Raw genomic sequence first — 24,977 nt, 5'->3', positions numbered from 1 at the left:
GGGTCAGTCCCGGTACATTCCCTCGGCATAGGACGGCCCGTAGTAGGACTCCAGTTCCTCCAGTGGGGCCTCGGGTTGGGTGTAGGTCTTCGCGAGCACCGCAATGCTCGGCAAATCCCCGCTCTCCCAGGTTTCAGGCTGCCAGAGTCCGCTGCGCATGAACGCCTTGCCGCAGTGCGTAAAGACTTCCTCCACTGTCACCACGACGGCGGCACGTGGGCGGTGTCCCTTGACCACCATGTGTTCAAAGAAGTCTGCGTCGCTGACGATGCGCGCGGTCCCGTTGATCCGCAAGGTGTCGGTGCGCCCCGGGACGACAGACAGAATGCCGACGTTCGGGTTCTCCAGGATGTTGTGGAAGCCGAAGGCGAGCTTGTTGCCGGGCCGTTCGGGGATGGCGATGGTGTTGTCGTCCAGCACGTGGATGAAGCCGGCAGGGTCACCCTTGGGTGAGGCATCCACACGGCCCTGGGCGTCGGTAGTGGAGATCACGCAGAAGGGGCTGGCGGCGAGCCATTGCCGGTCGAAAGCGCTGAGCTGCCGTCGCACCTTCTTCCGTACGCGATCCAAGGGGCGTCCAATGAGTTCTTCGAGTTCCTCCGCGCTGGAGATAGTGTCCATGCCCCCAGCCTAAGTGCCTCCCCAACCCGAAGGCTCTGGACACTGGTTTCGCCGTGGGCAAACATGGAACACAGGGCCCCATATTTCAAAGTTGAGCGTAGTAGACTCAACTTGAAAGAATCGGTCTCACCAGAAAGGGTGCACTCTTTGGACGTCAAATTCACTACCAAAAGCCAGGAGGCCCTTTCTGCGGCCGCCATGAACGCCTCAACCGCGGGCAATCCGCAGCTCGAGCCCGCACACTTGCTCAAAGCACTCATGGACCAGCGCGAAGGCGTCGCAGTGGCGCTCCTGCGTGCCACGGGTGCGGACCCGGATGCCGTCAGCGTCCAGGCAAGCTCTGCCATCAAGGCGCTGCCGTCGTCCTCGGGCAGTTCGGTCCAGCAGGCGCAACTCTCCCGCCAGTCCATGCAGGCCATCCAGGCCGCCCAAGGCGAGGCCGACAAACTCGGCGACTCCTTTGTGTCCACCGAGCACTTGCTGCTGGGGCTCTCGGCCGGAAGTGACGCCGTCGGGAAATTACTGCGCGACGCCGGTGCCTCCCATGAGGCGCTGCTTGCCGCCTTGCCGGGTGTCCGTGGCGATAGGAACGTCAACTCGCCGGACCCGGAAAACACGTTCCAGGCCCTGGAGAAGTTCGGTACCGACCTCACGGCAGTGGCCCGGTCCGGCAAGCTTGATCCGGTCATTGGGCGCGACAGCGAGATTCGCCGCGTCATCCAGGTCCTGAGCCGCCGCACCAAGAACAACCCGGTGCTGATCGGCGAGCCCGGTGTCGGTAAGACGGCGGTCGTGGAGGGCCTGGCCCAACGCATGGTGGCCGGTGACGTCCCGGAAAGCCTGCGCGGTAAGACCCTGATCGCACTGGACCTCGCTTCCATGGTGGCCGGGGCCAAGTACCGTGGCGAGTTCGAGGAGCGGCTGAAGGCTGTCCTTGAGGAAATCAAGAACTCCAACGGCCAGATCGTCACGTTCATCGACGAAATCCACACAGTCGTAGGTGCCGGGGCCACCGGCGAGAGTGCCATGGACGCCGGCAACATGCTCAAGCCCATGCTTGCCCGTGGGGAACTGCGCCTGATTGGTGCCACCACCCTGGACGAATACCGCGAGAACATCGAAAAGGACCCGGCCTTGGAACGCCGCTTCCAGCAGGTCTACGTCGGTGAGCCCAGTGTCGAGGACACCATCGGCATTCTTCGTGGCTTGAAGGAACGCTACGAGGCGCACCACAAGGTAGCCATTGCCGACTCCGCACTCGTGGCTGCGGCCACCCTGTCCAACCGTTACATCTCAGGCAGGCAACTGCCGGACAAGGCAATCGACCTTGTGGACGAGGCCGCGTCCCGGCTCCGCATGGAGATCGATTCCGCGCCGGAAGAGATCGACCAGCTCCGCCGCGCCGTCGACCGTTTGACCATGGAGGAACTGGCGCTCCAGAAGGAGACCGACCCGGCCTCGGTGGAGCGGTTGGCTGCGCTGCGTGCCGACATGGCCGATAAGAAAGAGGAGCTCAGCGCCCTCAATGCTCGCTGGGAGGCCGAGAAAGCGGGCCTGAACCGCGTTGGTGACCTCAAAGCCAAGATCGACGAGTTGCGTTCCGCCGCGGACAAGTCGCAGCGCGAAGGCGACCTGGAATCGGCGTCGCGCATCCTCTACGGCGAGCTGCCCGCACTGGAACGGGAGCTGAGTGCCGCGGCCGAAGAAGAAGCCCGCACCAGTGCCGACAACAAGCCGGAACTCATGGTGGCCGAGGAGGTGACCGCGGACGACATCGCCGAGGTCATCTCCGCGTGGACGGGCATCCCGGCGGGGCGCATGCTTCAGGGCGAATCGCAGAAGCTCCTCCACATGGAAGAGGAACTCGGGAAGCGCCTGATCGGCCAAAGCAAGGCGGTGCAGGCCGTGTCTGACGCCGTCCGCCGGGCCCGCGCAGGCATTAGCGATCCCAACCGGCCTACGGGTTCATTCCTGTTCCTGGGCCCGACGGGCGTCGGTAAGACGGAGTTGGCCAAAGCGCTGGCAGACTTCCTCTTTGATGATGAGCGCGCCATGATCCGGATCGACATGTCCGAGTACAGCGAGAAGCACGCCGTCGCCCGCCTGGTCGGTGCCCCTCCGGGATACGTGGGCTACGAGGAAGGCGGCCAGCTGACCGAGGCTGTTCGCCGCCGCCCCTACTCGGTGGTGCTGCTGGACGAAGTGGAGAAGGCCCATCCGGAAGTCTTCGACATCCTTTTGCAGGTGCTCGACGACGGCCGCCTCACCGACGGCCAGGGCCGCACCGTGGACTTCCGCAACACCATCCTGGTGCTGACGTCCAACTCCGGAAGCCAGTTCCTGGTGGACCGGTCCTTGGACGTACGGGCCAAGCGGGAAGCCGTCATGGCCGTGGTGCAGGCATCCTTCAAGCCAGAGTTCCTGAACCGGCTGGATGAAATCGTCCTGTTCGAGCCCCTCTCCGTTGAGGAACTGGCCCGGATCGTTGAGCTGCATGTGGCAGAGTTGGGCAAGCGGCTCCGTGATCGCCGCCTGAGCCTGGAGGTCACCGACGGAGCACGTGCGTGGCTGGCCATGTCCGGCTACGATCCCGCGTATGGCGCGCGGCCCCTCCGCAGGCTGGTCCAGCGCGAGATCGGAGACCGGCTCGCCAAGGAGATCCTTGCAGGGGAGATCAGCGATGGTGACACCGTGCTGGTAGACACTGCCGCGGACCTGGACGAGCTCACCATTGAGGGGCTCGAAGCCATGGCAGGGGACGACGGCGGAATGCCGGTGGGTTCCGGGCTTACGGTCCGCAGGAAGTAAGGAAGCCGGCAGCTACTTCCCGAGGAGGTTTTCCTTGATGGTATTGCCGGAATCCACCACGATGAAGCAATCAACGCGGCGGTCGCCACGGTCCCAGCTGGTGGTGCTGGGGTAGACGTTCTGCTGAAGGAGGACGTAGTTGTCGGCCGCGGCGTTGAGCTTCACTGTCCGGCACACTTCGCGGCCCTTGTCACGCAACGCATTGGTCCCGGGGAACGACTCGTCTCCGGTGTAAGTGAAAACAGCGCCAAGTTGGGCTGAGTGCTCAGTATCACACGCCACGGCTCGCGCCTTGGACGCATTGGGATCGAAGTCGGCAAAGCAGTCACCCACTTGGAAATCCTTGGCCTCGGTATCACGGGGGAGGGGGCCAGGTGTTGCTGTAGCGCTGGGGGTGGTTGTTGCCGCTTCCGGGCGGGTGCCAAGCAGGTTGAGCAGTACCCAGATCACCACGCCGATAAGCACAAGGACACCCAGGACGATCCCGCCGATGACCAGCCGCTGCCGCTTGACCGGGTCCCCATGCTGCTCGGGCTGCCACTCTTCGGACCCATTCGGTTGCTGCCCCGGATATGCGCTGGGGTAGCTGGGCTGCTGGCCGTCCGTCGGCGGGGCCCACGGTGCAGGAGGGAGCCCTGAGGGTGCGGTGGGCGCAGGGTCCACGGCGTCCTCGCCCTGTTCGCGTGGTGAACCGTCACGTGGTGGGGTGTTGTCCTGGCTCATATTCCGGTGAGTGCCTTCCTGCTCTGGGGTCGCATTGAGGCAGACTCTACCGAATTTTCACCCTTGTTGGAGGTGTCCAGCCTTGGTTTTGCTTGTGGTTGGCTGTGCCGCCGCGTTGTGTTGGCACGCAGGCACCTCCGAAAGCATGTAATCTAGACATACGACAAATTGACCAAACATTCCGGGGCCTCACCGATAGCCAAGGTGACCACCTCCGGTCCAAGTACAAAAGGGGGTCACGCCATGGGGCGCGGCCGTCAAAAGGCAAAAGCTACCAAGCAGGCTCGGGACATCAAGTACTACTCCCCGAACACTGACTATTCGGCACTTGAGCGGGAGCTCACGGGTCCGTCCAGTCGTGTAAAGAGCCACTTCCCCGAAGATCCCCCGGAGCCGGACTATTCGGCCTACGAGGACAAGTACGCGGAAGACGATGACGACGAGGTAGACACCCGCCGTATCGGATAGCTGTCGTGACCAACAGGTGCCTTTGGCACTGAGTTGCGGACCGCCGTCGTACATCAAGGTCAACGCGCATCTTCGGATGCCGTAAATCTTTTGAAAAGGGCCCCCAGGGCACGCCGTTCTTTGGCGTACCCCGGGGGCCCTTTTCTGCGTAGTCTTGAGCTCGGGTGCATCGAAAGGGAGAACCATGCCGGAGGTCGATAGCTATAAGCAGGGGACACCGTGTTGGGTGGACCTGTCCTCCAATGACATCGACGTGTCCACAAAGTTCTACAGCGACCTCTTTGGCTGGGAGCTGGAGGCGCGCGACGCCGGGGACGGTATGACGTACTACATGGCGAAGCTTCGCGGGCGATACGTTGCCGGCCTGATGCAGCAGTCGCCGGACGCGCCGCAAGGGATGCCGTCGTACTGGGCGAATTACCTTGCCGTGGATTCAGCGGACGCTGCTGCCCGGGGCGTGGAGGCCGCCGGAGGATCGTTGCTTTCGCCACCCGAATCGGTTCCCAACGGCAGCGGCCGCATGTTCTTCGCCACAGACCCCACCGGAGCCCAGATCGGTTTTTGGGAGGCCCTGAACCATCCCGGTTCAGGTCTTGTGAACGAGCCTGGCACCATGATTTGGAACGAGCTTCAAACCAACGACGTCCCCAAGGCAGTGGCCTTCTATAAGGCCGTGACCGGATGCGACAGCCGGACAGAGCCGGCAGGGGACCTGCAGGAATACACATCACTGTTGGTGGACGGAAAGCGGATCGCCGGCGCGCTCACACTCCCCATCGAGGGCCTCTCGCCGTTTTGGATGACGTACTTTGCCGTGGCTAACGTGGATGCCGGTGTGGATATGGCCGTGGAATTCGGCAGCCACGTCATCGCCCCTGCTTTCGACGTGCCGGGCATAGGTCGCATGGCGGTGCTCATGGACCCGGCAGGGGCAGCGTTCAGCATCATGACAGGAGTTACAGCATGACCGTCCGGAAGCATTACACCAACGGTGAGCCGTGCTGGGCCGACCTGCAGGCCAGGGACGTGGCCGCAGCAAAGGAGTTCTACCAGCACCTTTTCGGCTGGAGCTATCAGGACCTGCCCACCCCGGACGGCCGCAGCTACTCCCAGGCCTTCATCGGGGAGCATCTCGTGGCCGTCATCGCCCCGCAGAACCCCCTCCAGGAAGCCGCAGGGAACCACAGCCAGTGGAACATCTACATTGCGGCCACGGACACCGAAGAAATCGGGGAAGACGCCGTTCATGCCGGCGGGAAGCTGCAGTTCGGGCCCGAGGCCGTGGCGGACACCGGGGTGTTGGCGTTCATCGAACCCCCTGGCGGCGGAACCACCGGGGCCTGGCAGGCTGGCACGCACATCGGCAGCCACCTCTTCAACGAGCCTGGTGCGTTGGCTTGGGCCGAGCTGCTGACGCCTGAGCCGCAGGCCGCCGTCGGGTTCTTCCAGCAGCTTTTCGGGCATGAGGTCACCGAATACCCGCAGGACGACGGCGGCAGCTACAGCACGCTGATGGTCAACGGTGACGAGGTGGCCGGCGTCGTTCCCGCCGACGAAGGCGAGGACGCCGCCTGGCAGATCTATTTCGGTGTCGCGGACGTGCGCCGGGCCGTTGACTCTGCGGTAGCTGCCGGGGGAGTGGTGCTGGTGGAGCCCGAGGAGACCCCCGAGACCGGATCCCTGGCCACCATTCAGGACCCCCAGGGTGGCGTCCTGAGCCTGATCCAGGTCTCTTCACGCTAGTTGGGAAGCTGGCGAACAACAAAAGAGCGGCCCTGCAGTTCGAAACTGCAGGGCCGCTCTTTTCAGATGCGCTCTAGGCGTACGCGTTCACCAAACGGACAGCGCCGCCGTCGACACCCTTGGCACCCTGGACGTAGTCAGGGCCGGTCTTGTCGAATGAGGTCAACTCAGAGTCAGCCGAAACCGTACCCATGACCCACGACGGCAGTCCGCGGTCATTGAGGCGGCCGACGGCAGCGTCGGCAACTTCGGGGGACACGATGGCGATCATGCCCACGCCGAGGTTCAGGGTGCGCTCCAGGTCGGCCAGGGGAACGTTGCCGAGCTCGGAAACCAGCTTGAAGATGGCAGGCAGTTCCCAGGTGTTGCGGTCAACCGTGGCAACCAGGCCCTGCGGGAGGACGCGGGCCAGGTTGGCGGCCAGGCCGCCACCGGTCACGTGGCTGAAGCCGTGAACGGCGGCGCCACCCGTGAGCGGGAAGGTGCGTGCGAGGTCCAGGCAGTCGGCTGCGTAGACGCGGGTCGGCTCAAGGAGCTCCTCGCCCAGCGTACGGCCGAGCTCGGAAACCTGGCGGTCCAATGCCCAACCAGCGTGGTTGATGACGCGGCGGACCAAGGAGTAGCCGTTGGAGTGCAGGCCGGAGGATGCCATGCCGATCACGACGTCGCCGGCGCGGACACGGTCTGGGCCAAGCAGGGCATCGGCTTCCACAACACCGGTAGCGGCACCGGCGACGTCGTACTCGTGCTCACCAAGGAGGCCAGGGTGCTCAGCGGTTTCGCCGCCCACAAGGGCGGTGCCGGCAACAGAACACGCAGCAGCGATACCGCGCACGATGTCGGCGATGCGCTCCGGGACAACCTTGCCGCAGGCGATGTAATCGGTCATGTACAGCGGCTCAGCGCCAACCACCACGATGTCGTCCACCACCATGCCCACCAGGTCGAAACCGATGGTGTCGTGGATGTCCATGGCCTGGGCGATTGCCACCTTGGTGCCCACGCCGTCAGTGGACGTGGCGAGCAGCGGCTTCTTGTAGGTCAGCAGCTTCGAGACGTCGTACAGGCCAGCGAAACCGCCGACGCCGCCAATCACCGAGTTGTTGTGGGTCGCCTTGACGGCGTCCTTCATGAGTTCGACGGCGCGGTCTCCCGCTTCGACGTCGACACCTGCAGAAGCGTAAGTGATGGCGTTTGCATTCTGGGCGCTGTCAGCGGCGGGGGTTGCGGAGGTCATACAGACTCTTTCTTGTCGGCGTCGGTCAAACGATCAGCGTCGGTAAGGAGGTTTTCGAATTCGGCGTCGGGTCCCGGATCGCAGCCTGTGGCACCGGGCTTCTCGGCCGGATCCTCGGAGTCGTCCACGGACTCGGACTCAGCGGCCGGTTCCAGCCCGCCCAGGTCCGTGCGCTCCAGCAGGTTCTTGCCCAGCTTGTCCGCATGTGGCAGCTCAATCGGGTACTTGCCCGTAAAGCAGGCCGTGCACAGGCGTTCGCGCGGCTGCTGGGTGGCGCCGATCATGCCATCCTCGGAGATGTAGGCCAGCGAGTCAGCGCCGATGGCCTGGGAAATCTCCTCGATGGTTGCGCCGTTGGCGATCAGCTCCGCGCGGGACGCGAAGTCGATGCCGTAGAAGCAGGGCCACTGAACCGGCGGGGAGGAGATCTTCACGTGCACCGCTGCAGCGCCGGCTTCGCGGAGCATCCGGACGATTGCGCGCTGCGTGTTGCCGCGGACGATCGAGTCGTCCACCACCACAATGCGCTTGCCACGGATCACCGATTCCAAGGCGTTGAGCTTCAGGCGGATACCCAGCTGGCGCAGGGTCTGCGAGGGCTGGATAAAGGTACGGCCAACGTAGGCGTTCTTGACGAAGCCGTGAGCGAACGGGATGCCCGACTGTTCGGCGTAACCAACAGCCGCAGGGGTACCCGATTCCGGAACGGGGATGACCAGATCGGCCTCGTGCGTGTTTTCGCGGGCCAACTGGCGGCCCATCTCAACACGGGCCTCGTACACGGAGCGGCCGGCAATGGCAGCGTCCGGGCGGGCAAGGTAGACGTATTCGAAGACGCAGCCGGCGGGGGTAGCCTCAGCGAAGCGCTGCGAACGGACGCCGTCCTCGTCGATGGCAATGAATTCGCCGGGTTCGATCTCGCGGATGAAGCTCGCACCAACGGTGGCAAGGCCGGCCTGCTCGGAAGCGACCACCCAGCCACGGTCCAGGCGGCCCAGGCACAGCGGGCGGATGCCGTACGTGTCGCGGGCTGCGTAGAGCGTTCCCTCGTCCATGAAGACGAAGCAGAAGCCACCCTTGATCTTGGGCAGCAGCTCCAGTGCGGTCTGCTCCAGGGTCTTGCCTTCTTCGCCCTCAAGGAGTGCGGTCACCAGTGCGGTGTCAGAGGTGTTTCCCTGCTTCATTTCACCGGTCAGCTGGCCATCGTTGCGCTCAAGGATCATTTCCCGGAGTTCAGCCGTGTTGGTCAGGTTGCCGTTGTGGGCCAGTGCAACCGTGCCGGTTGCGGTCGCACCCAGGGTTGGCTGCGCGTTGGCCCAGTGGCTTGCACCGGTGGTGGAGTATCGGCAGTGGCCAACGGCCAGGTGCCCGGTCAGGGTGTTCAGGGTTGTCTCGTCGAAGACCTGGGACACAAGGCCCATGTCTTTATAGACATTGATGCGCTTGCCGTCACTGGTAGCAATACCAGCCGATTCTTGTCCGCGGTGCTGCAGCGCATACAGCCCGTAATAGGTGAGTTTTGCTACTTCTTCACCGGGAGCCCAAACCCCGAAGACGCCACAAGCGTCCTGGGGGCCCTTTTCGCCAGGGAGAAGATCATGAGAAAGTTTTCCGTCGCCACGTGCCACTGGTCGATTGTCTCATGTTGTGGCCGTGGTAGGTTCCCCCGCAGCCTATGTGACCCCGGGAACAGGGCCGTTACGGGAAAAATGCGATGCGTCTCACAAGGCTTCCCCGGCGAAAGGCGGGCTTAATCGCCCGACTTAGCGGACGTCGTCGTGCTCCGGGCCTTCATCCGGAACCGAATCCGGAACGGCTTCCACCACGGCGCGCTGCGAGCGCTTGACGCTCACGCGGTCCAGGACCAGGGCGAGGATCGAGAACACGATCACGCCGCCGCCGGCGCAGACGATCAGGAAGAAACCAAAGACGGTGCTGGCGTCGAAGGCGGGGTCCGCCGGGCGGCCGTAGGCGATGATCGCGGCCACGATTGCGCCCACCACCGCGCCCAGAATCATGAAGGGTACGAACTTGGGTGCCCGCCGAACCGTGATTTCGCGGCGGGCGGAGTTGGGGGTGGTGTCCTTTGAAGCCATGTGTTAAAGCCTACCGTTCCCCGCCGATACGACAGTTAATGCCAATGTTCCGGGGGAACATTGGCATTAACTGGCAACTCGGCGGGGGTGGGTTAGCTGCCGCGGTACGTAGAGAACGCGAACGGGCTCAGCAGCAGGGGCACGTGGTAGTGCTCGCCGGCGTCGGAAACTGTGAAGTTCAGGTCCACTTCGGGGAAGAACGTCTCCGTGCCGAGGCCTTCGTAGTAGGCGCCCGTGGCGAAGTTCAGCCGGTAGGCACCGCCGGGAATCCGCTCGGGGCCGAGGGTCTTGATGCGGCCGTCGGCGTCCGTTTCGCCCTTCGCCACCAAGGTCCAGTCGTCGCCTTCGCGGACGTAAAGTACGACGGCGACACCCGCCGCCGGGCGACCCGAACCGGTGTCGAGGATGTGGGTTGTTACCTGCGAAACGCTCATGCGTTGACTCCTTCGCTGACCAGTCCGGAGAGGCGCAACAGTGCGATCTCCCGCAGCTGGCCGGCCACGATTGTGTCTTCTTCTTCGGGTGTGTGGGTAATGCGTTCCTGCAGCGTGGCGAGGATTTCCTCAGCGCTGCGGCCTGCGGCGCGGATCAGGAAAACCCTGCCGAACTTTTCCTCGTAGGCACGGTTCCCCTCGGCCAGGGCCGCTGTTGTCTGGTTGTCGCCGGGGTCAACTCCGGCTTGCTCCGAACGCGACATTGCGGCCTCGGTGGTTTGTGCCTTGGGGCGTTCGCCGATCCGGGGGTGGTGGGCCATGGCGGACTCCACCTCGGCCGGAGTGAAGGGGTGGGCAGCTTTGTTGGCGTGGGCCAATAAATCGTCCACATTGGCGAAGGGGCGGGCGTCGACGATTGTTTCGACCCAGCGGCTGATATCCAGGCAGGGCGTCAGGGTCTTGATGGCCTCGTCCCGCTCAAGGCTGTTGAATACTGCAAGCTCCATGCTTGTCATCCTCAGGCAAATGCTGGCATCCATGGTGTGGGCTATGCGGAACCCCTGCTGTTCAGCAGGAGGAAGCACAGTACTTCTGCTTCCGCATCATGGAACTGTTATTTCAGCATACGTAATTTAGTTAAGCCGAGAGATCACTCTGGTGTCAAGAGACTACCGCGGTGTGGCGTCTCGTGCGCACGGTCAGATAGAGGCGATGGGCCGTGATGACCAGCGCCAGCCACGAGATGCCAATGGCCCAGGCCGCCAGGACATCGGTCAGCCAGTGATGGCCAAGGTAGACGCGGCTCAGGCCCATGGTGATGGCAAACGCCGCCGCCACCGCCACGGTGATGACCCGCGCGCGCAGGGTCTTGACCCTCAGGATGACCAGGTACGCGACGATTCCCGCGATCACCAGGGAGTTCAGGGAGTGTCCGCTGGGAAATGAGGGCGAGTGCTCGTATGGCGGGATGGCGTCGGCGAGGTCCGGTCGGGTGCGGCCAAAGAGCGGCTTGCCGAGGACGGTGATGAGCAGTGAGCCGAGCCCGGCGGCAAGCATAAGGATGACCGGTGTCCAGGACTTCCTGCGCACGGCCAGGAAAATCATGATCACCACGGCAATGATGGGCATTCCCACAGTGCCACCGATGTTTGTGTAAGCAGTGATCGCAACATCCAAGGCGGGGGAACGGACCGTCTTGGCTGCATCAAGTGCTGGATGGTCCAGGCCTGCAACGCCATTGGCTTCTGTGACCGATTCATAGACCTCGCCGAAAACCAGGGCCAACGACAATGCCACCGCAAGGCCCACGACCAGCGTGATGATGAGCGCTGCATAGGGGCCGAGGAGCCTGGTGATCCACTCGGCGCCCCTGGCCAAGGTGCGCCCGATCGGGGATTTCCAGCGCGTCAGGTCCTGTCCGGCAACGAAGCGGTCCTGGCTTACTTCGCCCTGGACGCCGGCTTCCGGTTGCTTCTGCCCTTCAGTCGTCACTCTTGTCCCCTTTCCGTGGCGGCCTCCGCATTGGTGAGCAACCTTAGCATTTTCACCTTGGGCGATCCTGGGGATGCGTTCAGGGAAGCTGCGGTTCGCGCCTCCCACCACGCTGGGGCAGAATGACCACTACCAGCTGAAGGAGTTCCACATGCCAGACATTCTGACGTCCAGGTTCCTGTTCGGTCCCGGCCCGAGCAATTGCTACCCCGAAGCCATGGCCGCCTTGGCGTACCCCGTGCTAGGCCACCTGGACCCAGTGTTCATCGAGCGTCTGGACCACACCTGCGAGGGCCTCCGTACAGTGTGGGGGACCACCAATGCGCGAACGCTGCCATTGAGCGCTACTGGTTCTGGCGGGATGGAAGCGGCTTTCGTGAACACCGTGTCCGACGGCGACGTGGCAGTGATCGCTGTCAACGGCCTTTTCGGGGCGCGGATGTGTGAGGTCGCCCGACGATGCGGGGCAACAGTGGTCCGCGTCGATCACGAATGGGGGCAGCCCATCGATGCTGACAGGGTCCTCTCGGCACACCCTCATCCGAAAGTGATCGCGGCGGTCCACGCAGAGACGTCCGTAGGCGTGATCTCCGACATCGCCGCCCTCGGTGCCGGAAAGGGCGACGCTCTCCTGATTACGGACGCCGTCACATCGATCGGTGGGTTGGAGCTCCTGGCAGACGACTGGGGGATCGACGTCGGATACGCGGGCACGCAGAAGTGCTTAGGCGTCCCGCCGGGATTGTCGCCGTTCACGGTGTCCGACCGCGCGTTCGAACGCCGCGTCAAGGATCCGCGTTCCTGGTACCTCGATATTGGGCTGCTCGGTGGCTACGTCGGCGCGGCCAGCGGTGCCCGGACCTACCACCACACAGCGCCGGTCACCATGATCGCCGGCCTGGAAGCTGCATTGGACCGCATCCTCGCCGAAGGGCTGGACGTTGTTCAGGCCCGGCATCGCGCCGCTGGTGACGCGTTGCAGAACGGGCTGCAGGAGATGGGGCTGGAACTGTTCGCCGCCGAAGGTTCCCGGTTGCCGAGCCTCACCACCGTCAAAGTGCCCGACGGCGTGAACTCGGCTGCCGTGCGCGCCTACCTTTTGAAGCACTTCAGCATGGAAATTGGCTCTGGGGTGGGGGAATACGCGGACACGGTGTGGCGGATCGGCATGATGGGCCCCAACGCCAACAGTGCGTCGGTGACACTGGTGCTGGGCGCCCTGAAAGAGGCCCTCGCCAAAGCCTGACGCTCTCTCACGTCCCGCCTGCTTGGGGGTAACGCTCTCTCACATCCCGCCTGTTTGGGGGTAACGCTCTCTCACGTCCCGACTGTTTGGGCGTGACGCTCGCTCACGTCCCGCCTGTTTGGGGGTGACGCTCTCTTACGTCCCGGCGTCGTACTTCAACGTCACCGAGGCGAGGGCCGAGTCGTCGTCGGGCTGGATCCCGGTGACGGTGAGGATCCCCGCGCCGGGCAGGGTGACGGACTGGCCCTCCCGGAAGGCCTGCTTCCGTTCCTCCTCTGCCGTCCGGATCCAGAACTGCACGGCAGGAGCTCCTTCCGCGATGCCGATCTTCACCACGCCTACATGCACGCCGTCGAAGGTGGGCTGCATTCCTTGCTTCACGGTTACCAGCTGTTCCATGGTCATCCCTATTTCACATCCACGGAGTACACGGAATCGAAGTTTTCCTTGTACTCATCTTCGGTCAGTTCCAGCGTCCCGGACTTGTGGTCGCTATCGCCCTCCATGTAACCGCCTGAAGGCCCCCATGGGTTGGCCAGCACGATGACCTTCTGGCCGTCGTCGTTGGTTTTCACATCCACCACCATGTACGCGTGGTTGGGGACCACATCTGTGCGGTTGACCTCTTCAGATTCCCAGAACCAGTCGAAGTCGTCGTCTTTCACATCTTCGGTGCCTACGGAGACCGCTTTGCCGTCCGAAAGTTTGTCCTCGATGTCGTCCAGGTTCAGCTCCCCGTCCTTATCCGCGGACTTTCCGGTCATCAGCTCCATGGCTTCGTTGCTGTAGCCGCCGTCGATGTCATCGTAGGATCCGCCCCGATGCTCAGCGGCAGCGCGTTCGTAGATGGACAACCAGTTCGGCTCACCGTCCGCGCCGCGCACGCCGCCCTCCGTGGACTTGGCCTCCACAGTCACCTCCACGGGTTCGCCGTCCTCATAAAGGGTGACCACCCAGTGCGTTGGCGGGTCGCCGACGGGACGCATATGCGATTCCAGGAACTCATCCAATTTGCTTTGGCGTTCCAATTCCTGGGCCACCGAACCCATCCCGGCCAGCAGCCAGCAATCACCGATCTGGCCCTGGCGGATATCACTGGGGTTGCCGGCGTCGGGGTCTTTGCGAACATCGCCGGGAACATCGACGTCGGCCGTGTCCGGGTTCAGGGGCCCGGGGTCGCCGGGTGGGTTGGAGTCGCCCCGCCCGGAACGATCGGAGCCCGAAGATCCCGAGCTGGACTTGTCCTGCTCGTCCGCGTTCCGGGCCAATTCCGTGGCCTGGTCCCGTAGCTCGGCGGAGATCCTCACCAGCATGGGCCGGTGCTCGGAGTTCCACGACGCCCGGAATATCGCAGCATCCTTGCCGTCCCAGCGGGCGTTGGCGATGAGGCTTCCCAGTTCCTGGGACAGCGAGGTCATTCGCTCGGAGTGCCGGGACATGGTTTTGGCCAATGTCCGCAACTGTTCAACATCAGCACCGTAGAATCCCGGCATTGTCCCGTCCCCCTTGAATGTTGTGGCCATGAAGCCAAGGTCACCGTAACCGTGTGGCCCGCCGGACGCGATGGATAGAACTTCCCTGTCAGCCCGTGGGGGTGGCCGTGCCGGCACAACTTTCGGCCGTGACCGGGACCGTCATGCTCAGGAAGGCGGGGCTCTTCGATTCGATGGTGATGGTCGCGCCAGTGCCGTCGGTGCTGCGGGCCACCACCCAGCCACCCGGAACGGGGTCAGTTCCGCCGAATGCCGGGAAGCCGTACTTTTCCAGGACGGGGTCCGCCGCGTCGAAAACAGCCTCGAAGTTTTTGGACGGCTCCACGATGTCCGCGCTGCTTTTCAAACTTTGCGGATGGAAGATGCACGTGCCGTCTTTGCTGTTCGTCACGCTGGAGGGATCGTCCGGGGCCCACGTGAGGCCGGGCATTTTGGCTTCCAAGGCCTCGACGAGCTCTTTGGTCAGGGCGTCGTACTTGATGGTGCTCTCCGCGAGCGATGCCGGCGCGGCCGTGACCGGCGGCGCAGAGCTCGGTTTCCGGGTGGGGCCGTCCGGGGTTGCGGCGCAGCTGGACAATGCCGCCGCGCACCCCAAAAGCGCAGCTGCCAGCTGCAAGTTTCGCTGCGCGGTCCTGCGCATGGTTCCCCCAACTTCATAAAACGCTCGACGGCGGTACTCACCGAATGGTGTCACACATGCCTTCCGGCGGCGATGGGCAGAACACCCCTCCGACGGCTTCGGGGGTGGGGTGTGAGTGAGGGTTGGGTTGAAGGGGGTGGGGTGTGAGTGAGGGTTGGGTTGAAGGGGGTGGGATGTGAGGGAGGGTCAGGTGTTGCGGGTCAGGATCCAGGTGTTGGTGCCGTCCTGGCGCTCGAACGTCACCGTGGTCACCAGTGCCTCGATCAATGCCAGCCCCCGCCCGGACTCCGCCTCAGAATCCGGCATGGACGCCTGCATGTCGTCGGCGAACGGCTCGCGGGCGTTGAAGGCGCTCACCCTGGCCACCAGTCGGCTGGGACGGACGCTGATGTCGACGTCGATCTCCACAGGCTTCTCTGCCGCCGGCAACGCGTGCTGCACAATGTTGGCGGCGGCTTCGATCACGGCGGTCGCGAAAGTCATCCGGTCCATATCGGGCACGAAGGAAGCATCGTCCCACAAGGCATCCAGTTCGTTGTGGATGGACTCGATTGCTTCCCCGGTGGAAGGCCCGTGGAACCCCCGGCGGGCGATCACGTCAGTCATCGCCGAATGCTTCCTCAGCCGAAGGGTAGGCCGTGAGCACGCGGTCCATGTTGGTCAACTCGAGGACCATCTTCACCTGCGGCTGAACTGCGGCGATGCGCAGGTCGCCGCCGGCCTGGCGTGCTGCTTTGAGGCAACCGATCAGTGCGCCCAGCCCGGACGAGTCCATGAAGTTGGTCTCGGCCAGGTTCACCACCACGCGGTTGGAGCCACCGGCCACAACCTCGTTCACTACCTCGCGGAGTTTGGGCGCGGCCACCATGTTCAAGCGCCCAACGCTCTTCACTTCCGCGTAGGTGTCCTTGACCTCATAGCTAAACTGCATCTGCATTCCTTTCCTCCGGGCGCTTGGGCCCAACATCCTCAGGCACGAAACCCTTGTACAAAACTGCCTTGACCAGCACGCTCAGGACAACCAGGTCGAACGCTACCCACGCCACGTTCACCAGGGTTCCCAACGGTTCGGAAAGCCCGGTCAGCAGGCGGGCGATACCGACCACCATCGCCACAGCCAACAGGACAGCCACCGTGATCTGCGGGCGGATGAGGCTCCAACTCGGTCCGCCGCTCTGGCGTGCTTTGGGGGTGACCGCGAACCCGAGGGGACGTCCGAACCAAACGTTGCGGGCCGCCGTCGTGCATGCCTTGATCCACGTGGGGAACAGCGCAAGGCTGTACTGCTGCCCGCGCCAGGTGGGGATCCCGTGCCCGGCCACCACAAACAGGAGCTGGTTGACCACCATGAACGGGATGAAGCGAATAAAGAAGTCCCAGCTGAGGCTGCTCACGGGGAGGATGCCGAGCGTCAGGTAGATGATGGGCGCGGCGAAGTAGACCACGGCCGCGAACCCGCTGAGATAGGTCCACATGGTGGAGAAGTACATGAGTCGCTGGCCCCAGGACAAGCGCCGTTGCACCAGCGGGTTTTCGCGAAGCAGGACTTGCATGGTGCCCTGTGCCCAGCGGAGTCGCTGGGTGAGCATGGTTTTGAGGTCCTCGGGCGCGAGGCCGTTGGCCAGGATTTCGTGGTGGTACACGCTCTTCCAGCCGAGCCCGTGGATGCGCATTGCCGTAGCCATGTCCTCGGTGACCGAGATGGTTGCCAGCGGCATGATCGGCTGGGCTTCATCGGTGCGTTCCACGGAGATGGCTTCCAGGACGGCGTGGACCGATTCGAGCGCGCCCAAGGGCGACCAGTCGCGCCCGGACATGCGGTCGACGGCGTCAGTCGCCACAGTGGTGACGCCACCTTCGCCGACGTGGGCAAGTTCCATCGCCGCGATTTCTTCGAGGTCGGACTGCAGTGCGGAGAAGTCCGCGGCGACCAGGGTGCGAACGGCGTCGTCCACTTTGCGTCGCACACGGTAGGTGATCTCGCTGAGGGACACCCGCGCGTCAAGTTCCTGTTGGGCTGCCGTGGTGGCGGCCTCCACCTCGTTGAGCATCTGCTCCACCAGCGGGTTACGGGCCTCCTCCGAGCGCCGGGCCTTCTTGATGGCCTGCTTGGAGGCGCTCAATGCCCGCCGGACACTCTTCTCCGTGGCTTTGACGTAACCCACCAATCCCAGCTGCATCAGGGCTTCGCGGCGCAGGATCGCGTTGGAGCCGCAGAAGAAGGCCGCGTTCCAGCCGTCCTTGCCCTGTTGGATGGGGCCGTAGAACAGGGGTGCCTGACTGCCCAGGGGATCGTCGGCGGGGACGTTTATGAAGTACTGCGGCGTCTGGACCAGCGCCACCCGGTCATCGTTGAAGTAGCCCAGCGTCTTGTCCAGGATGTCCGGTTCCGGGATCTGGTCGGCGTCGAGGATCAGCAGGTACTCGCCCGAGGTGACCATGAGCGCATTGTTCAGGTTTCCTGCTTTGGCGTGCCGCGGCATGTCAGGGGTCCAATCCGCACCGCGCGTCACGTAGCCGATCCCGTGGGTGTCGGCGAGTTCGCGCATCTCTGGGCGGTTGCCGTCGTCGAGGATCCAGGTGCTGTGCGGCCAGCTGATGTCCTTAGCTGCCAGGGCTGTGGTCAGGACCAGGTCCAGCGGTTCGTTGTAGGTGGTGATGAAGACGTCCACTGTGGCGTCGGCGGGTGCCGTGGGTGGCGGTTTGCGGATCTTGAGGTTCCACACCGTGAGGCCGAAGAGCATCACATCGATCAGGCTGTACGTTTCAGCGATGACCAGCGGAACGGCGATCCACCACGCATCCCAGTTCAGTGATGCGTACCAACGCCACGCCACGTAGTTGACGCCCAAAATGACCGTGAGGACAACCAGCAGCCGGGTCCAGAAACGTGTCAAAATCCCCCCTTTTCTGTGGCTCAGCGTTTACGGCGAACGACGACGGCGGTCACGTCATCTTCGGCGGTTGCAGCGGGTGCCAGCTCCAGAAGGGCGGCGCACACCTCGTCCGAGGTAGCTCCGTTGCGTGTGACCTTTTCGACGTTAATCACGAACTCTTCCAGCGAATCGTGGGCATCGAGCACCCCGTCGCTCACGATCACCAGGGAATCTCCGGGCTCCAGCTCAAGTTCCGCGGCCGGCCAGAGCTGGTCGTCGAGTATGCCTACCGGCGGGCCGGCCGAGACCAGCCGCTGAGCCGCCCCGTCAGCCGGAACGTACAGCGCAAGGCCGTGACCGGCGTCGATATAGCTGAGCTTTCCGGAGGCGCTGTCCAGGCGGGCGTGGAACATGGTGACGAATGAGCCCGACTGGTCAAGGTCAGAGGTGATGGTGGCGCTGGCCGAGCCGAACGCATCGGCGATCGCCGGGGTGTCCGCCACCGACCGCATTACGGCCCGGACAGTCGCTGCGATCAGGGCCGCGCCCATTCCCTTGCCCATGGCGTCGGCGAACGTCAGGTGCATGCCGTCGCTGGTCTGGTACCAGTCATAGAAGTCCCCGCCCACGCTGCGGGTCGGGCGGAAGGCACCAGCGACGTCGTACCCTTCCACTCGGACGGTCTCCCGGGGGAGGAGGCTCTGCTGGACGACGGCGGCCCGTTCGAGTTCGTCGACTTGGCGCTGGTCCTCGGCGGGCGCAGCGGGCGTGCGCGCGCGGCGGAAGAGGGCGCGGATGCGGGCCTGGACTTCCTTGGGGCTGAAGGGCTTGCTGATGTAGTCGTCCGCGCCGGTGTCCAGGCCGTTGAGCCGGTCGATCTCGTCCGCGCGGGCTGTGAGCATCAGGACATAAGCGTCGGAGAACTCCCGCAGCCGACGGCACACTTCCATGCCGTCGATGTCGGGGAGGTTGATGTCCAGCGTGACCAGTTCGGCGTTGGTGTTCCGGACGGCTTCGACGCCGGACAGGCCGTCGGACGCCTCGGTCACGACGAAGTCGAGCTGCTCAAGGATGAGGACGAGGAGCCCACGGATGTCGGCGTCATCTTCGACGACGACGGCTTGGCGCGGGGACGAGGTTGAGACCATGGCTCCATTAACTAATGCTGCTGGCTATTTGTCACGTTTAGTCATGACATATGTAACGCCCGCGCACAGAGGTGAGCGGGCGTTACAGATTTTGTGCAGTTATGTGAGTGAGCGATCGGCTCAAGCGGGCGGGACGTGAGAGAACGTCGCGCTTAAGCGGGCGGGACGTGAGAGAGGGTTAGACGCCCAGCTCTTCCTTCAGCGCCTGGACGTGGCCCTGCGCAGAAACCTGGTACTGGGCGAGCTGGACTGTGCCTTCGCCATCCAGGACAACGGTGGAGCGGACGATGCCCTCGACGATTTCGCCGTCTACCAGCTTCTCGCCCCAGGCACCGTAGGCCAGGGCAACCTTGTGGTCTTCGTCGGAGAGCAGCGGGAAGGTCAGCGCGAATTCGCCGGTGAACTTGGCGAGGGCCTCGGGGCCGTCGGGGGAGATTCCGATGACTTCGTAGCCCTTGCCCTGCAGGCTGGCCAGGTTGTCACGGAAGTCGCAGGCTTCGGTGGTGCAGCCGGGAGTGGCGGCCTTGGGGTAGAAGTACACAATGACGTTGCGTCCGCGGTAGTCGGACAGCGAGACCTTGGTGCCGTCGGCGTCGAGAAGCGCGAAATCAGGTGCTTGCGTTCCGACGAGGAGTTTCTGGGTCATGGCGATCCTTTACATTCAACCGGTGTGCACCGGCGGTCATTTCAAACAACAGCGATCATTCAAAGAACGAAGTCAATGAAGTAGAACAGCGAAATCAGATGCTGTATTCCGCAGGTCCGCGCACTGTGGCATAAGGCCCTGGCACGAACTGGTAGCCGCCACCACGGACGGTGGCGACAGTGTGTCGGGCAGAGCCGAGCTTCCGCCGAACCCTTCCAACATAAACGTCGATCGAGCGAAATGCCGCCCCCGGGAGGTCAAATGACTCCAGGAAGCGTTGCAATTCTTCACGTGCAATGGCGCGGGAGCAGTTCACCACGAGGTAGCGCAGCAGCTTGTATTCCATGCCAGTAAAGGAAACCGGCTCCCCGTCCAGCAGCACTACTTCAGCGGCGAGGTCCACCGCAAGTTGGCTGCGGCGGCTCGCCAACGTTACGGGCTCGACGGCGGTGCTGTCGCCCGCTGACGGTGACTGGTCGCCGTCGGAACGGTTGCTGCTGCGTGCCTCGGCGAGGGCGTCCGCGAGTGTCACGGTCGCCGCCGACTTGGTACCGGCGTCGGCGGCTTCCTGCGGAGTGCCGCCCCAGGAAGTGTCGCCGACGCCGGAGTGTTCTGCCCCGATGGCGGGCCAGATGCGGACTTCCGCCTCCGGGGCAAGTTTGATGGCACGGGCCAGCACCAGGCGGGCTGCCCGTTCCCAGATTTCGGGATCAATGTCGTCGCCCTCGGCCGGGTTGACCCAGAGCGCCAGCCCGTGGGCTGTCAGACCGTTGCGTTCGTGCAGGCCCGGCCGCCGGCCCGCGGCACCGCGCGAGGCGGTGCCGCGGGACGGCGGTGGCCCGTAGGCATTGACTGCCATGGCGGTGGGCCTAAACGTTGCCGCGGCGGAGCAGCTTGCCGCCGGGGTTCTGGCCGTCGATCGGGGTGCCGCGCAGGTAGGTCTTGCGGACGACGCCGGCCAGGGGACGGCCGTCGTACGGCGTGATCGGGTTCTTGTGCTTGAGCTTGCTGACGTCCACAACGAACGCTTCGTCCTGGGCGAAGATGGAGAAGTCGGCGTCGTAGCCCAGTGCCAGCTGGCCCTTGTTGTGCAGGCGTGCCAAGGCTGCAGGCTTCTCGGCCATCCAGGAGACGACCTGTTCCAGCGGGATGCCGCGGTGGCGGGCTTCGGTCCAGATCAGGGACAGGCCCAGCTGCAGTGAGGAAACGCCGCCCCACGCCACAGCGAAGTCACCGTTCTCTAGGTCCTTCAGATCAAGGGTGGAGGGGGAGTGGTCCGAGACGATGCAGTCGATGGTGCCGTCCTGCAGGCCCTTCCAGAGGAGCTCGCGGTTGGAGGCCTCACGGATGGGCGGGCAGCACTTGTAGGCCGTGGCGCCGTCGGGGATTTCTTCGGCCATGAGCGTCAGGTAGTGCGGGCACGTCTCAACGGTGAGGTTGACGCCGTCGCGCTTTGCCGAGGCGATCATGGGCAGCGCGTCCGAGGAGGAGAGGTGCAGGATGTGGGCGCGGGCGCCGGTCCAGCGGGCACGTTCGATGACCTCGGCGATTGCCTTGTTCTCCGCGCCGCGGGGGCGGGAGGCGAGGAAGGTCTCGTAGTGGTCACCGCCGGGGTGCGGGGCGCGGTCGATAGCGTGGGAGTCCTCTGCGTGCACGATCATGAGTGAGTCGAAGGACTTGAGCTCAGCCATGTCCTCTTCCATCTCGTCTGCATCGAGGTGCGGGAACTCGTCCACGCCGGAGTGGAGGAGGAAGCACTTGAAGCCGAACACGCCTTCGTCGTGCAGCGGGCGGAGGTCGCTCTTGTTGCCCGGAATGGCGCCGCCCCAGAATCCGACGTCAACGAATGCCTGGTCCTTGGCGACGACGCGCTTCTGCTCCAGGCCGTCCACGCTGGTGGTGGGCGGGATGGAGTTCAGGGGCATGTCGATGATGGTGGTCACGCCACCGGCGGCAGCGGCACGGGTGGCGGAGGCGAAGCCCTCCCACTCGGTGCGGCCGGGCTCGTTGACGTGGACGTGGGTGTCCACCAGGCCGGGGAGAAGCGTTTCGTCGTCTGCGAGTTCGATGACCTCGGTTCCGGTCAGGCCGTTGCCGAGCGGTTCGATTGCGACGATAACACCGTCGCGGATGCCAACTTCGCGGGCTGCGATGCCTGCGGTGGTGAGGATGCGCTGGCCCCGGATAACGAGGTCATAGGCGCCGATTGCTTCAGACATTGAGGTACTCCTTGTTTTCGGTCCGTTCCGCCAGATACACGCCTATGTGCTTCCCTAATTGTTCAAGCAACGGACCTGCTTCTGCGATACATTTTTGGACATCTTTTTCCAGGTCGGTCAGGGCATGGACCGTGTGGAAGCCTGCGTCCGTGAGTTGTTCCCGGCTCAGGGTACTCCGGCCGCACACTGCGATCACGGGAACCCCGGCTTTGCTTGCTGCCCGGGACACACCCATGGGGGTCTTGCCGAGCAGGCTTTGCTCGTCCAGGCTGCCTTCACCGGTGATCACCAGGTCTGCGCCCTTCAGTTTGTGTTCCAGTCCAGTGAATTCAAGAACGACGTCGATGCCCGGCCGCCGCTCTGCCTTCAGGGCCGCGATGGCAATGTAGCCAACGCCGCCCGCCGCTCCAGCACCCTCTGCTTTGGCCGCAAACTTGGCGTGTTGCCCGGTTGCGGCTGCGAGCACGTCCACGAAGTGGCTCAGCGCCGCATCGAGTTCGGTGACGTCGTCCGGCGTCGCGCCCTTCTGCGGACCGAAGATGGCTGGGGCGCCACTGGCCCCCAAAAGGGGATTGTCGACGTCGGACGCCAACACGAATTCTGTCGCTTCGATGCGGACGTCGAAGTTGGAGAAGTCGATGCTTTCCACCTGGGCGAGGGCTGCGCCGCCGCCGGGGAGCTCGTTGCCGTTCTTGTCCAGGAACACGGCGCCCAGGCCCTGCAGGACTCCGGCTCCGGCGTCGGTGTTGGCGCTGCCGCCGACACCCAGGATGATCTTGCGGCATCCGAGGTCCAGCGCGGCGCGGATGAGTTCGCCCGTGCCGATGCTGTTGGCCTTCTTGGCCGTGACGCTGCTGGGGCCCTCCGGGAGGAGAGCCAGGCCGGAAGCTGCCGCCATTTCGATGACAGCTTCCTGGTCCTTGATGGCGAAGTCCGCTTTCACGGGTTCGCCCAGAGGACCGGTGACCGTGGTGGTCCGGCGGGTGAAGCCGGAGCCGATGGCGGCGTCGATTGTTCCCTCGCCGCCGTCGGCCACCGGAATGCGTGTTGCTTCAAAGTTGCCCTGTCCGTAGCCGGCGAGCAGTCCTGTTGCGAGATGCTCAGCGACGTCGGGCGCGGACAGCGAGCCCTTGAATTTGTCCGGGGCGATGACAACACGCATTCCGGTGCCTCCTCTTCCTTTAAGCCTTGGTCAGGATCGCGGTAGGTGCGTCTGCCGCGGTCTCTGCCAACTCTTCGAACTCGTTCACGCCGTTGATCTCAACACCCATGGAGATGTTGGTGATCTTTTCCAGGATCACTTCAACAACCACGGGAACCTTGAACTCGCCCATCAGTGCCTTGGCCTTGTCGAAAGCGGCAGGCAGGTCGTTGGGGTCCTCAACGCGGATGGCCTTGCAGCCCAAGCCCTCGGCAACCTTGATGTGGTCCACGCCGTAGCCGTTGGTCTCCGGGGAGTTGATGTTCTCGAACGCCAGGGAAACGTTCTGCTCCATGTTGAAACCGCGCTGGCTCTGACGGATCAGGCCCAGGTAGCTGTTGTTCACCACAACGTGGATGTACGGCAGGTTGAACTGTGCGCCCACGGCCAGTTCCTCGATCATGAACTGGAAGTCGTAGTCACCGGACAGGGCAACAACGGTGGCGTCCGGGGTGCCACGAACAACGCCCAGCGCAGCGGGAGCGGTCCAACCCAGCGGGCCGGCCTGGCCAGCGTTGATCCACTTGCGAGCACCGAACACGTGCAGCATCTGCGCACCGGCGATCTGCGACAGGCCAATGGTGGACACGTAGGTGGTGTCGCGGCCGAAAGCCTTGTTCATCTCCTGGTACACGCGCTGCGGCTTGATCGGCACGTTGTCGAAGTTGGTCTTGCGGTGCAGGGAGCCCTTGCGCTCCTGGCACTCGGCAACCCAGCCCGAGTAGTCCGGCAGGGTCTTAGCTGCCTGGCGCTCGCGGGCCAGCTCCAACAGACCGTCCAGCGCCGCACCGGCATCGGACGCAATGCCCAGGTCCGGGGAGAAAACGCGACCGATCTGGGTGGGCTCAATGTCGATGTGCACGAACCTGCGGCCAGCCGTGTAGGTGTCCAGGCCGCCTGTGTGGCGGTTGGCCCAACGGTTGCCGATGCCGATCACGAAGTCGCTCTGCAGGAAGTTCTCGTTGCCGTAGCGGTGCGAGGTCTGCAGGCCAACCATGCCGGCCATCAGCTGGTGGTCGTCCGGGATGGCGCCCCAGCCCATCAGCGTGGGGATAACAGGTACGTTCAGGATCTCGGCCAGCTCAACCAGCTGGGCCGAAGCGCCGGCGTTGATGATGCCGCCACCGGCAACGATCAGCGGGTGCTTGGCCTCGGTCAGCAGGTCCAGTGCCTTTTCCAGCTGCTTGCGTGAAGCCTTGGGCTTCTCGATGGGCAGGGGCTCATAGGCGTCAATGTCGAACTCGATTTCAGCCATCTGAACATCGATGGGCAGGTCCAGCAGGACCGGGCCCGGACGACCCGAGCGCATCAGCTGGAAAGCCTTCTGGAACGCGCCGGGAACCTGGCCCGGCTCCAGGATGGTCATGGCGAACTTGGTCAACGGCTTGGCGATGGACTCGATGTCCACAGCCTGGAAGTCTTCCTTGTGCAGCTTGGCAACAGGTGCCTGGCCGGTGATGCAGAGCATCGGGATCGAGTCGGCCTGGGCTGCGTACAGGCCCGTGATCATGTCCGTGCCCGCGGGGCCGGAGGTGCCGATGCAGACGCCGATGTTGCCATCAGCTGCGCGGCTGTAACCGTCAGCCATGTGGCTGGCGCCTTCAACGTGGCGGGCCAGCGTGTGGCGGATGCCGCCGTGGGCACGCATTGCTGAATAGAAGGGGTTGATCGCTGCGCCGGGCAGACCGAAAGCTTCGGTTGCGCCTTCCTTTTCCAGGATGGCTACTGCCGCATCAACGGTGCGCATCTTTGCCATGGTGTACTCCTTGGTTTTGCCCTTGCGGGCCAAGTCTGTGGTGTTTTTGGGTGTGGTGAGGGAACCGCCGTCGTTTTTGATGTACGACGGCGGGTTCCCTGCTGTTTGTTTCTTTGGCGCTTTAGCGCCTT

Annotated in this window: 25 protein-coding genes; 5 read left to right on the top strand and 20 right to left on the bottom strand. The window is 63.9% G+C overall.

Annotated features, from left to right (window positions below):
- Positions 1–3: 3 nt before the first annotated feature.
- Positions 4–621, bottom strand: a complete 618-nt coding sequence (locus LRQ04_RS03480; protein WP_235517724.1) for an MSMEG_1061 family FMN-dependent PPOX-type flavoprotein — start codon at positions 619–621, stop codon at positions 4–6.
- Positions 622–768: 147 nt separating this feature from the next.
- On the opposite strand from LRQ04_RS03480, the gene clpB reads away from it, so the two are divergent.
- Positions 769–3,429 carry an ATP-dependent chaperone ClpB gene (gene clpB / locus LRQ04_RS03475; protein WP_235517722.1) on the top strand — a complete coding sequence of 887 codons (2,661 nt, stop codon included), beginning with the start codon at positions 769–771 and terminating at the stop codon, positions 3,427–3,429.
- Positions 3,430–3,441: 12 nt separating this feature from the next.
- On the opposite strand, the gene LRQ04_RS03470 is transcribed toward clpB, so the two are convergent.
- Positions 3,442–4,152: a septum formation family protein gene (locus LRQ04_RS03470; RefSeq protein ID WP_235517721.1), complete on the bottom strand. Its 711-nt coding sequence runs from the start codon at positions 4,150–4,152 to the stop codon at positions 3,442–3,444.
- A 243-nt stretch (positions 4,153–4,395) separates the two neighbouring features.
- Between LRQ04_RS03470 and LRQ04_RS03465 the strand changes: the two genes are divergently transcribed.
- From LRQ04_RS03465 to LRQ04_RS03455, 3 genes are all read left to right on the top strand, one after another.
- A complete protein-coding gene (locus LRQ04_RS03465) occupies positions 4,396–4,620 on the top strand; it encodes a DUF3073 domain-containing protein (RefSeq protein WP_024818182.1) in 225 nt (74 codons plus the stop codon).
- A 184-nt stretch (positions 4,621–4,804) separates the two neighbouring features.
- Positions 4,805–5,587 (top strand): VOC family protein, encoded by a 783-nt coding sequence (locus LRQ04_RS03460; RefSeq protein ID WP_235517720.1) that lies wholly within the window; start codon positions 4,805–4,807, stop codon positions 5,585–5,587.
- Positions 5,584–6,363 (top strand): VOC family protein, encoded by a 780-nt coding sequence (locus LRQ04_RS03455; protein WP_235517719.1) that lies wholly within the window; start codon positions 5,584–5,586, stop codon positions 6,361–6,363. The genes LRQ04_RS03460 and LRQ04_RS03455 overlap by 4 nt, the downstream gene beginning before the upstream one ends.
- A gap of 73 nt (positions 6,364–6,436) precedes the next feature.
- Here the strand turns inward: LRQ04_RS03455 and purM are convergent, their stop codons facing one another.
- The 6 genes from purM to LRQ04_RS03425 form a co-directional block, all read right to left on the bottom strand.
- Positions 6,437–7,600, bottom strand: a complete 1,164-nt coding sequence (gene purM, locus LRQ04_RS03450) for a phosphoribosylformylglycinamidine cyclo-ligase (protein ID WP_235517717.1) — start codon at positions 7,598–7,600, stop codon at positions 6,437–6,439.
- Entirely contained in the window at positions 7,597–9,228 is a 1,632-nt protein-coding gene (purF, locus tag LRQ04_RS03445) for an amidophosphoribosyltransferase (RefSeq protein ID WP_235517716.1), read from the bottom strand. Before purF ends, purM begins: the two co-directional genes overlap by 4 nt.
- A gap of 135 nt (positions 9,229–9,363) precedes the next feature.
- Positions 9,364–9,696 carry a hypothetical protein gene (locus LRQ04_RS03440; RefSeq protein ID WP_235517714.1) on the bottom strand — a complete coding sequence of 111 codons (333 nt, stop codon included), beginning with the start codon at positions 9,694–9,696 and terminating at the stop codon, positions 9,364–9,366.
- 92 nt (positions 9,697–9,788) lie between these two features.
- Positions 9,789–10,130 (bottom strand): hydroxyisourate hydrolase, encoded by a 342-nt coding sequence (gene uraH, locus LRQ04_RS03435; RefSeq protein ID WP_017199951.1) that lies wholly within the window; start codon positions 10,128–10,130, stop codon positions 9,789–9,791.
- Complete coding sequence (uraD, locus tag LRQ04_RS03430) at positions 10,127–10,636, bottom strand: 2-oxo-4-hydroxy-4-carboxy-5-ureidoimidazoline decarboxylase (RefSeq protein ID WP_235517713.1); 510 nt, start codon at positions 10,634–10,636, stop codon at positions 10,127–10,129. Before uraD ends, uraH begins: the two co-directional genes overlap by 4 nt.
- A 154-nt stretch (positions 10,637–10,790) precedes the next feature.
- Positions 10,791–11,621 (bottom strand): phosphatase PAP2 family protein, encoded by an 831-nt coding sequence (locus LRQ04_RS03425; RefSeq protein WP_235517711.1) that lies wholly within the window; start codon positions 11,619–11,621, stop codon positions 10,791–10,793.
- 151 nt (positions 11,622–11,772) lie between these two features.
- On the opposite strand from LRQ04_RS03425, the gene LRQ04_RS03420 reads away from it, so the two are divergent.
- Positions 11,773–12,867, top strand: coding sequence for an alanine--glyoxylate aminotransferase family protein (locus LRQ04_RS03420; RefSeq protein ID WP_235517709.1), 1,095 nt, complete (start codon positions 11,773–11,775; stop codon positions 12,865–12,867).
- A 135-nt stretch (positions 12,868–13,002) separates the two neighbouring features.
- Here the strand turns inward: LRQ04_RS03420 and LRQ04_RS03415 are convergent, their stop codons facing one another.
- The 12 genes from LRQ04_RS03415 to gcl form a co-directional block, all read right to left on the bottom strand.
- Complete coding sequence (locus tag LRQ04_RS03415) at positions 13,003–13,266, bottom strand: hypothetical protein (RefSeq protein WP_235517708.1); 264 nt, start codon at positions 13,264–13,266, stop codon at positions 13,003–13,005.
- Positions 13,267–13,274: 8 nt separating this feature from the next.
- A complete protein-coding gene (locus LRQ04_RS03410; protein WP_235517707.1) occupies positions 13,275–14,360 on the bottom strand; it encodes a C2 family cysteine protease in 1,086 nt (361 codons plus the stop codon).
- Between the two features lie 88 nt (positions 14,361–14,448).
- Positions 14,449–15,000: a hypothetical protein gene (locus LRQ04_RS03405; RefSeq protein WP_235517705.1), complete on the bottom strand. Its 552-nt coding sequence runs from the start codon at positions 14,998–15,000 to the stop codon at positions 14,449–14,451.
- A 186-nt stretch (positions 15,001–15,186) separates the two neighbouring features.
- Positions 15,187–15,606, bottom strand: a complete 420-nt coding sequence (locus LRQ04_RS03400; RefSeq protein ID WP_235517703.1) for an ATP-binding protein — start codon at positions 15,604–15,606, stop codon at positions 15,187–15,189.
- Positions 15,599–15,931 (bottom strand): STAS domain-containing protein, encoded by a 333-nt coding sequence (locus tag LRQ04_RS03395; protein ID WP_235517702.1) that lies wholly within the window; start codon positions 15,929–15,931, stop codon positions 15,599–15,601. The genes LRQ04_RS03400 and LRQ04_RS03395 overlap by 8 nt, the downstream gene beginning before the upstream one ends.
- Positions 15,921–17,897: a glycosyltransferase family 2 protein gene (locus LRQ04_RS03390; protein WP_235517701.1), complete on the bottom strand. Its 1,977-nt coding sequence runs from the start codon at positions 17,895–17,897 to the stop codon at positions 15,921–15,923. The genes LRQ04_RS03395 and LRQ04_RS03390 overlap by 11 nt, the downstream gene beginning before the upstream one ends.
- Before the next feature lie 20 nt (positions 17,898–17,917).
- Entirely contained in the window at positions 17,918–19,024 is a 1,107-nt protein-coding gene (locus tag LRQ04_RS03385; protein ID WP_235517699.1) for a PP2C family protein-serine/threonine phosphatase, read from the bottom strand.
- Positions 19,025–19,202: 178 nt separating this feature from the next.
- Entirely contained in the window at positions 19,203–19,670 is a 468-nt protein-coding gene (bcp, locus tag LRQ04_RS03380) for a thioredoxin-dependent thiol peroxidase (protein WP_235517697.1), read from the bottom strand.
- Between the two features lie 94 nt (positions 19,671–19,764).
- The gene (locus LRQ04_RS03375) at positions 19,765–20,529 is read right to left on the bottom strand and encodes a winged helix-turn-helix domain-containing protein (RefSeq protein WP_235517695.1); all 765 of its coding nucleotides are present in this window, start codon (positions 20,527–20,529) and stop codon (positions 19,765–19,767) included.
- 10 nt (positions 20,530–20,539) lie between these two features.
- The gene (gene allB, locus LRQ04_RS03370) at positions 20,540–21,889 is read right to left on the bottom strand and encodes an allantoinase AllB (RefSeq protein WP_235517693.1); all 1,350 of its coding nucleotides are present in this window, start codon (positions 21,887–21,889) and stop codon (positions 20,540–20,542) included.
- On the bottom strand, positions 21,882–23,051 hold the full coding sequence (locus LRQ04_RS03365; RefSeq protein WP_235517692.1) for a glycerate kinase: 1,170 nt from the start codon (positions 23,049–23,051) through the stop codon (positions 21,882–21,884). The genes allB and LRQ04_RS03365 overlap by 8 nt, the downstream gene beginning before the upstream one ends.
- A gap of 19 nt (positions 23,052–23,070) precedes the next feature.
- Positions 23,071–24,846 carry a glyoxylate carboligase gene (gene gcl, locus LRQ04_RS03360; protein ID WP_235517690.1) on the bottom strand — a complete coding sequence of 592 codons (1,776 nt, stop codon included), beginning with the start codon at positions 24,844–24,846 and terminating at the stop codon, positions 23,071–23,073.
- Positions 24,847–24,977 lie beyond the last annotated feature (131 nt).

Source organism: Paenarthrobacter sp. AR 02 (assembly GCF_021538675.1).
Taxonomy (GTDB): Bacteria; Actinomycetota; Actinomycetes; order Actinomycetales; family Micrococcaceae; genus Arthrobacter.
The sequence above is the reverse complement of the archived record's forward strand: the minus strand, read 5'-3'. Positions and strand labels throughout refer to the sequence as shown.

What these genes read in the sequence shown, in the direction of transcription:
- uraD (WP_235517713.1), bottom strand. Translation starts at nt 10,636, where the DNA reads ATGGAGCTTGCAGTATTCAACAGCCTTGAGCGGGACGAGGCCATCAAG.
- LRQ04_RS03480 (WP_235517724.1), bottom strand. Translation starts at nt 621, where the DNA reads ATGGACACTATCTCCAGCGCGGAGGAACTCGAAGAACTCATTGGACGC.
- LRQ04_RS03395 (WP_235517702.1), bottom strand. Translation starts at nt 15,931, where the DNA reads ATGCAGTTTAGCTATGAGGTCAAGGACACCTACGCGGAAGTGAAGAGC.
- LRQ04_RS03400 (WP_235517703.1), bottom strand. Translation starts at nt 15,606, where the DNA reads ATGACTGACGTGATCGCCCGCCGGGGGTTCCACGGGCCTTCCACCGGG.
- LRQ04_RS03365 (WP_235517692.1), bottom strand. Translation starts at nt 23,051, where the DNA reads ATGCGTGTTGTCATCGCCCCGGACAAATTCAAGGGCTCGCTGTCCGCG.
- LRQ04_RS03375 (WP_235517695.1), bottom strand. Translation starts at nt 20,529, where the DNA reads ATGGCAGTCAATGCCTACGGGCCACCGCCGTCCCGCGGCACCGCCTCG.
- LRQ04_RS03385 (WP_235517699.1), bottom strand. Translation starts at nt 19,024, where the DNA reads ATGGTCTCAACCTCGTCCCCGCGCCAAGCCGTCGTCGTCGAAGATGAC.
- LRQ04_RS03410 (WP_235517707.1), bottom strand. Translation starts at nt 14,360, where the DNA reads ATGCCGGGATTCTACGGTGCTGATGTTGAACAGTTGCGGACATTGGCC.
- LRQ04_RS03440 (WP_235517714.1), bottom strand. Translation starts at nt 9,696, where the DNA reads ATGGCTTCAAAGGACACCACCCCCAACTCCGCCCGCCGCGAAATCACG.
- LRQ04_RS03415 (WP_235517708.1), bottom strand. Translation starts at nt 13,266, where the DNA reads ATGGAACAGCTGGTAACCGTGAAGCAAGGAATGCAGCCCACCTTCGAC.
- allB (WP_235517693.1), bottom strand. Translation starts at nt 21,889, where the DNA reads ATGTCTGAAGCAATCGGCGCCTATGACCTCGTTATCCGGGGCCAGCGC.
- LRQ04_RS03455 (WP_235517719.1), top strand. Translation starts at nt 5,584, where the DNA reads ATGACCGTCCGGAAGCATTACACCAACGGTGAGCCGTGCTGGGCCGAC.
- uraH (WP_017199951.1), bottom strand. Translation starts at nt 10,130, where the DNA reads ATGAGCGTTTCGCAGGTAACAACCCACATCCTCGACACCGGTTCGGGT.
- LRQ04_RS03470 (WP_235517721.1), bottom strand. Translation starts at nt 4,152, where the DNA reads ATGAGCCAGGACAACACCCCACCACGTGACGGTTCACCACGCGAACAG.
- LRQ04_RS03405 (WP_235517705.1), bottom strand. Translation starts at nt 15,000, where the DNA reads ATGCGCAGGACCGCGCAGCGAAACTTGCAGCTGGCAGCTGCGCTTTTG.
- purM (WP_235517717.1), bottom strand. Translation starts at nt 7,600, where the DNA reads ATGACCTCCGCAACCCCCGCCGCTGACAGCGCCCAGAATGCAAACGCC.
- bcp (WP_235517697.1), bottom strand. Translation starts at nt 19,670, where the DNA reads ATGACCCAGAAACTCCTCGTCGGAACGCAAGCACCTGATTTCGCGCTT.
- LRQ04_RS03465 (WP_024818182.1), top strand. Translation starts at nt 4,396, where the DNA reads ATGGGGCGCGGCCGTCAAAAGGCAAAAGCTACCAAGCAGGCTCGGGAC.
- gcl (WP_235517690.1), bottom strand. Translation starts at nt 24,846, where the DNA reads ATGGCAAAGATGCGCACCGTTGATGCGGCAGTAGCCATCCTGGAAAAG.
- LRQ04_RS03460 (WP_235517720.1), top strand. Translation starts at nt 4,805, where the DNA reads ATGCCGGAGGTCGATAGCTATAAGCAGGGGACACCGTGTTGGGTGGAC.
- LRQ04_RS03420 (WP_235517709.1), top strand. Translation starts at nt 11,773, where the DNA reads ATGCCAGACATTCTGACGTCCAGGTTCCTGTTCGGTCCCGGCCCGAGC.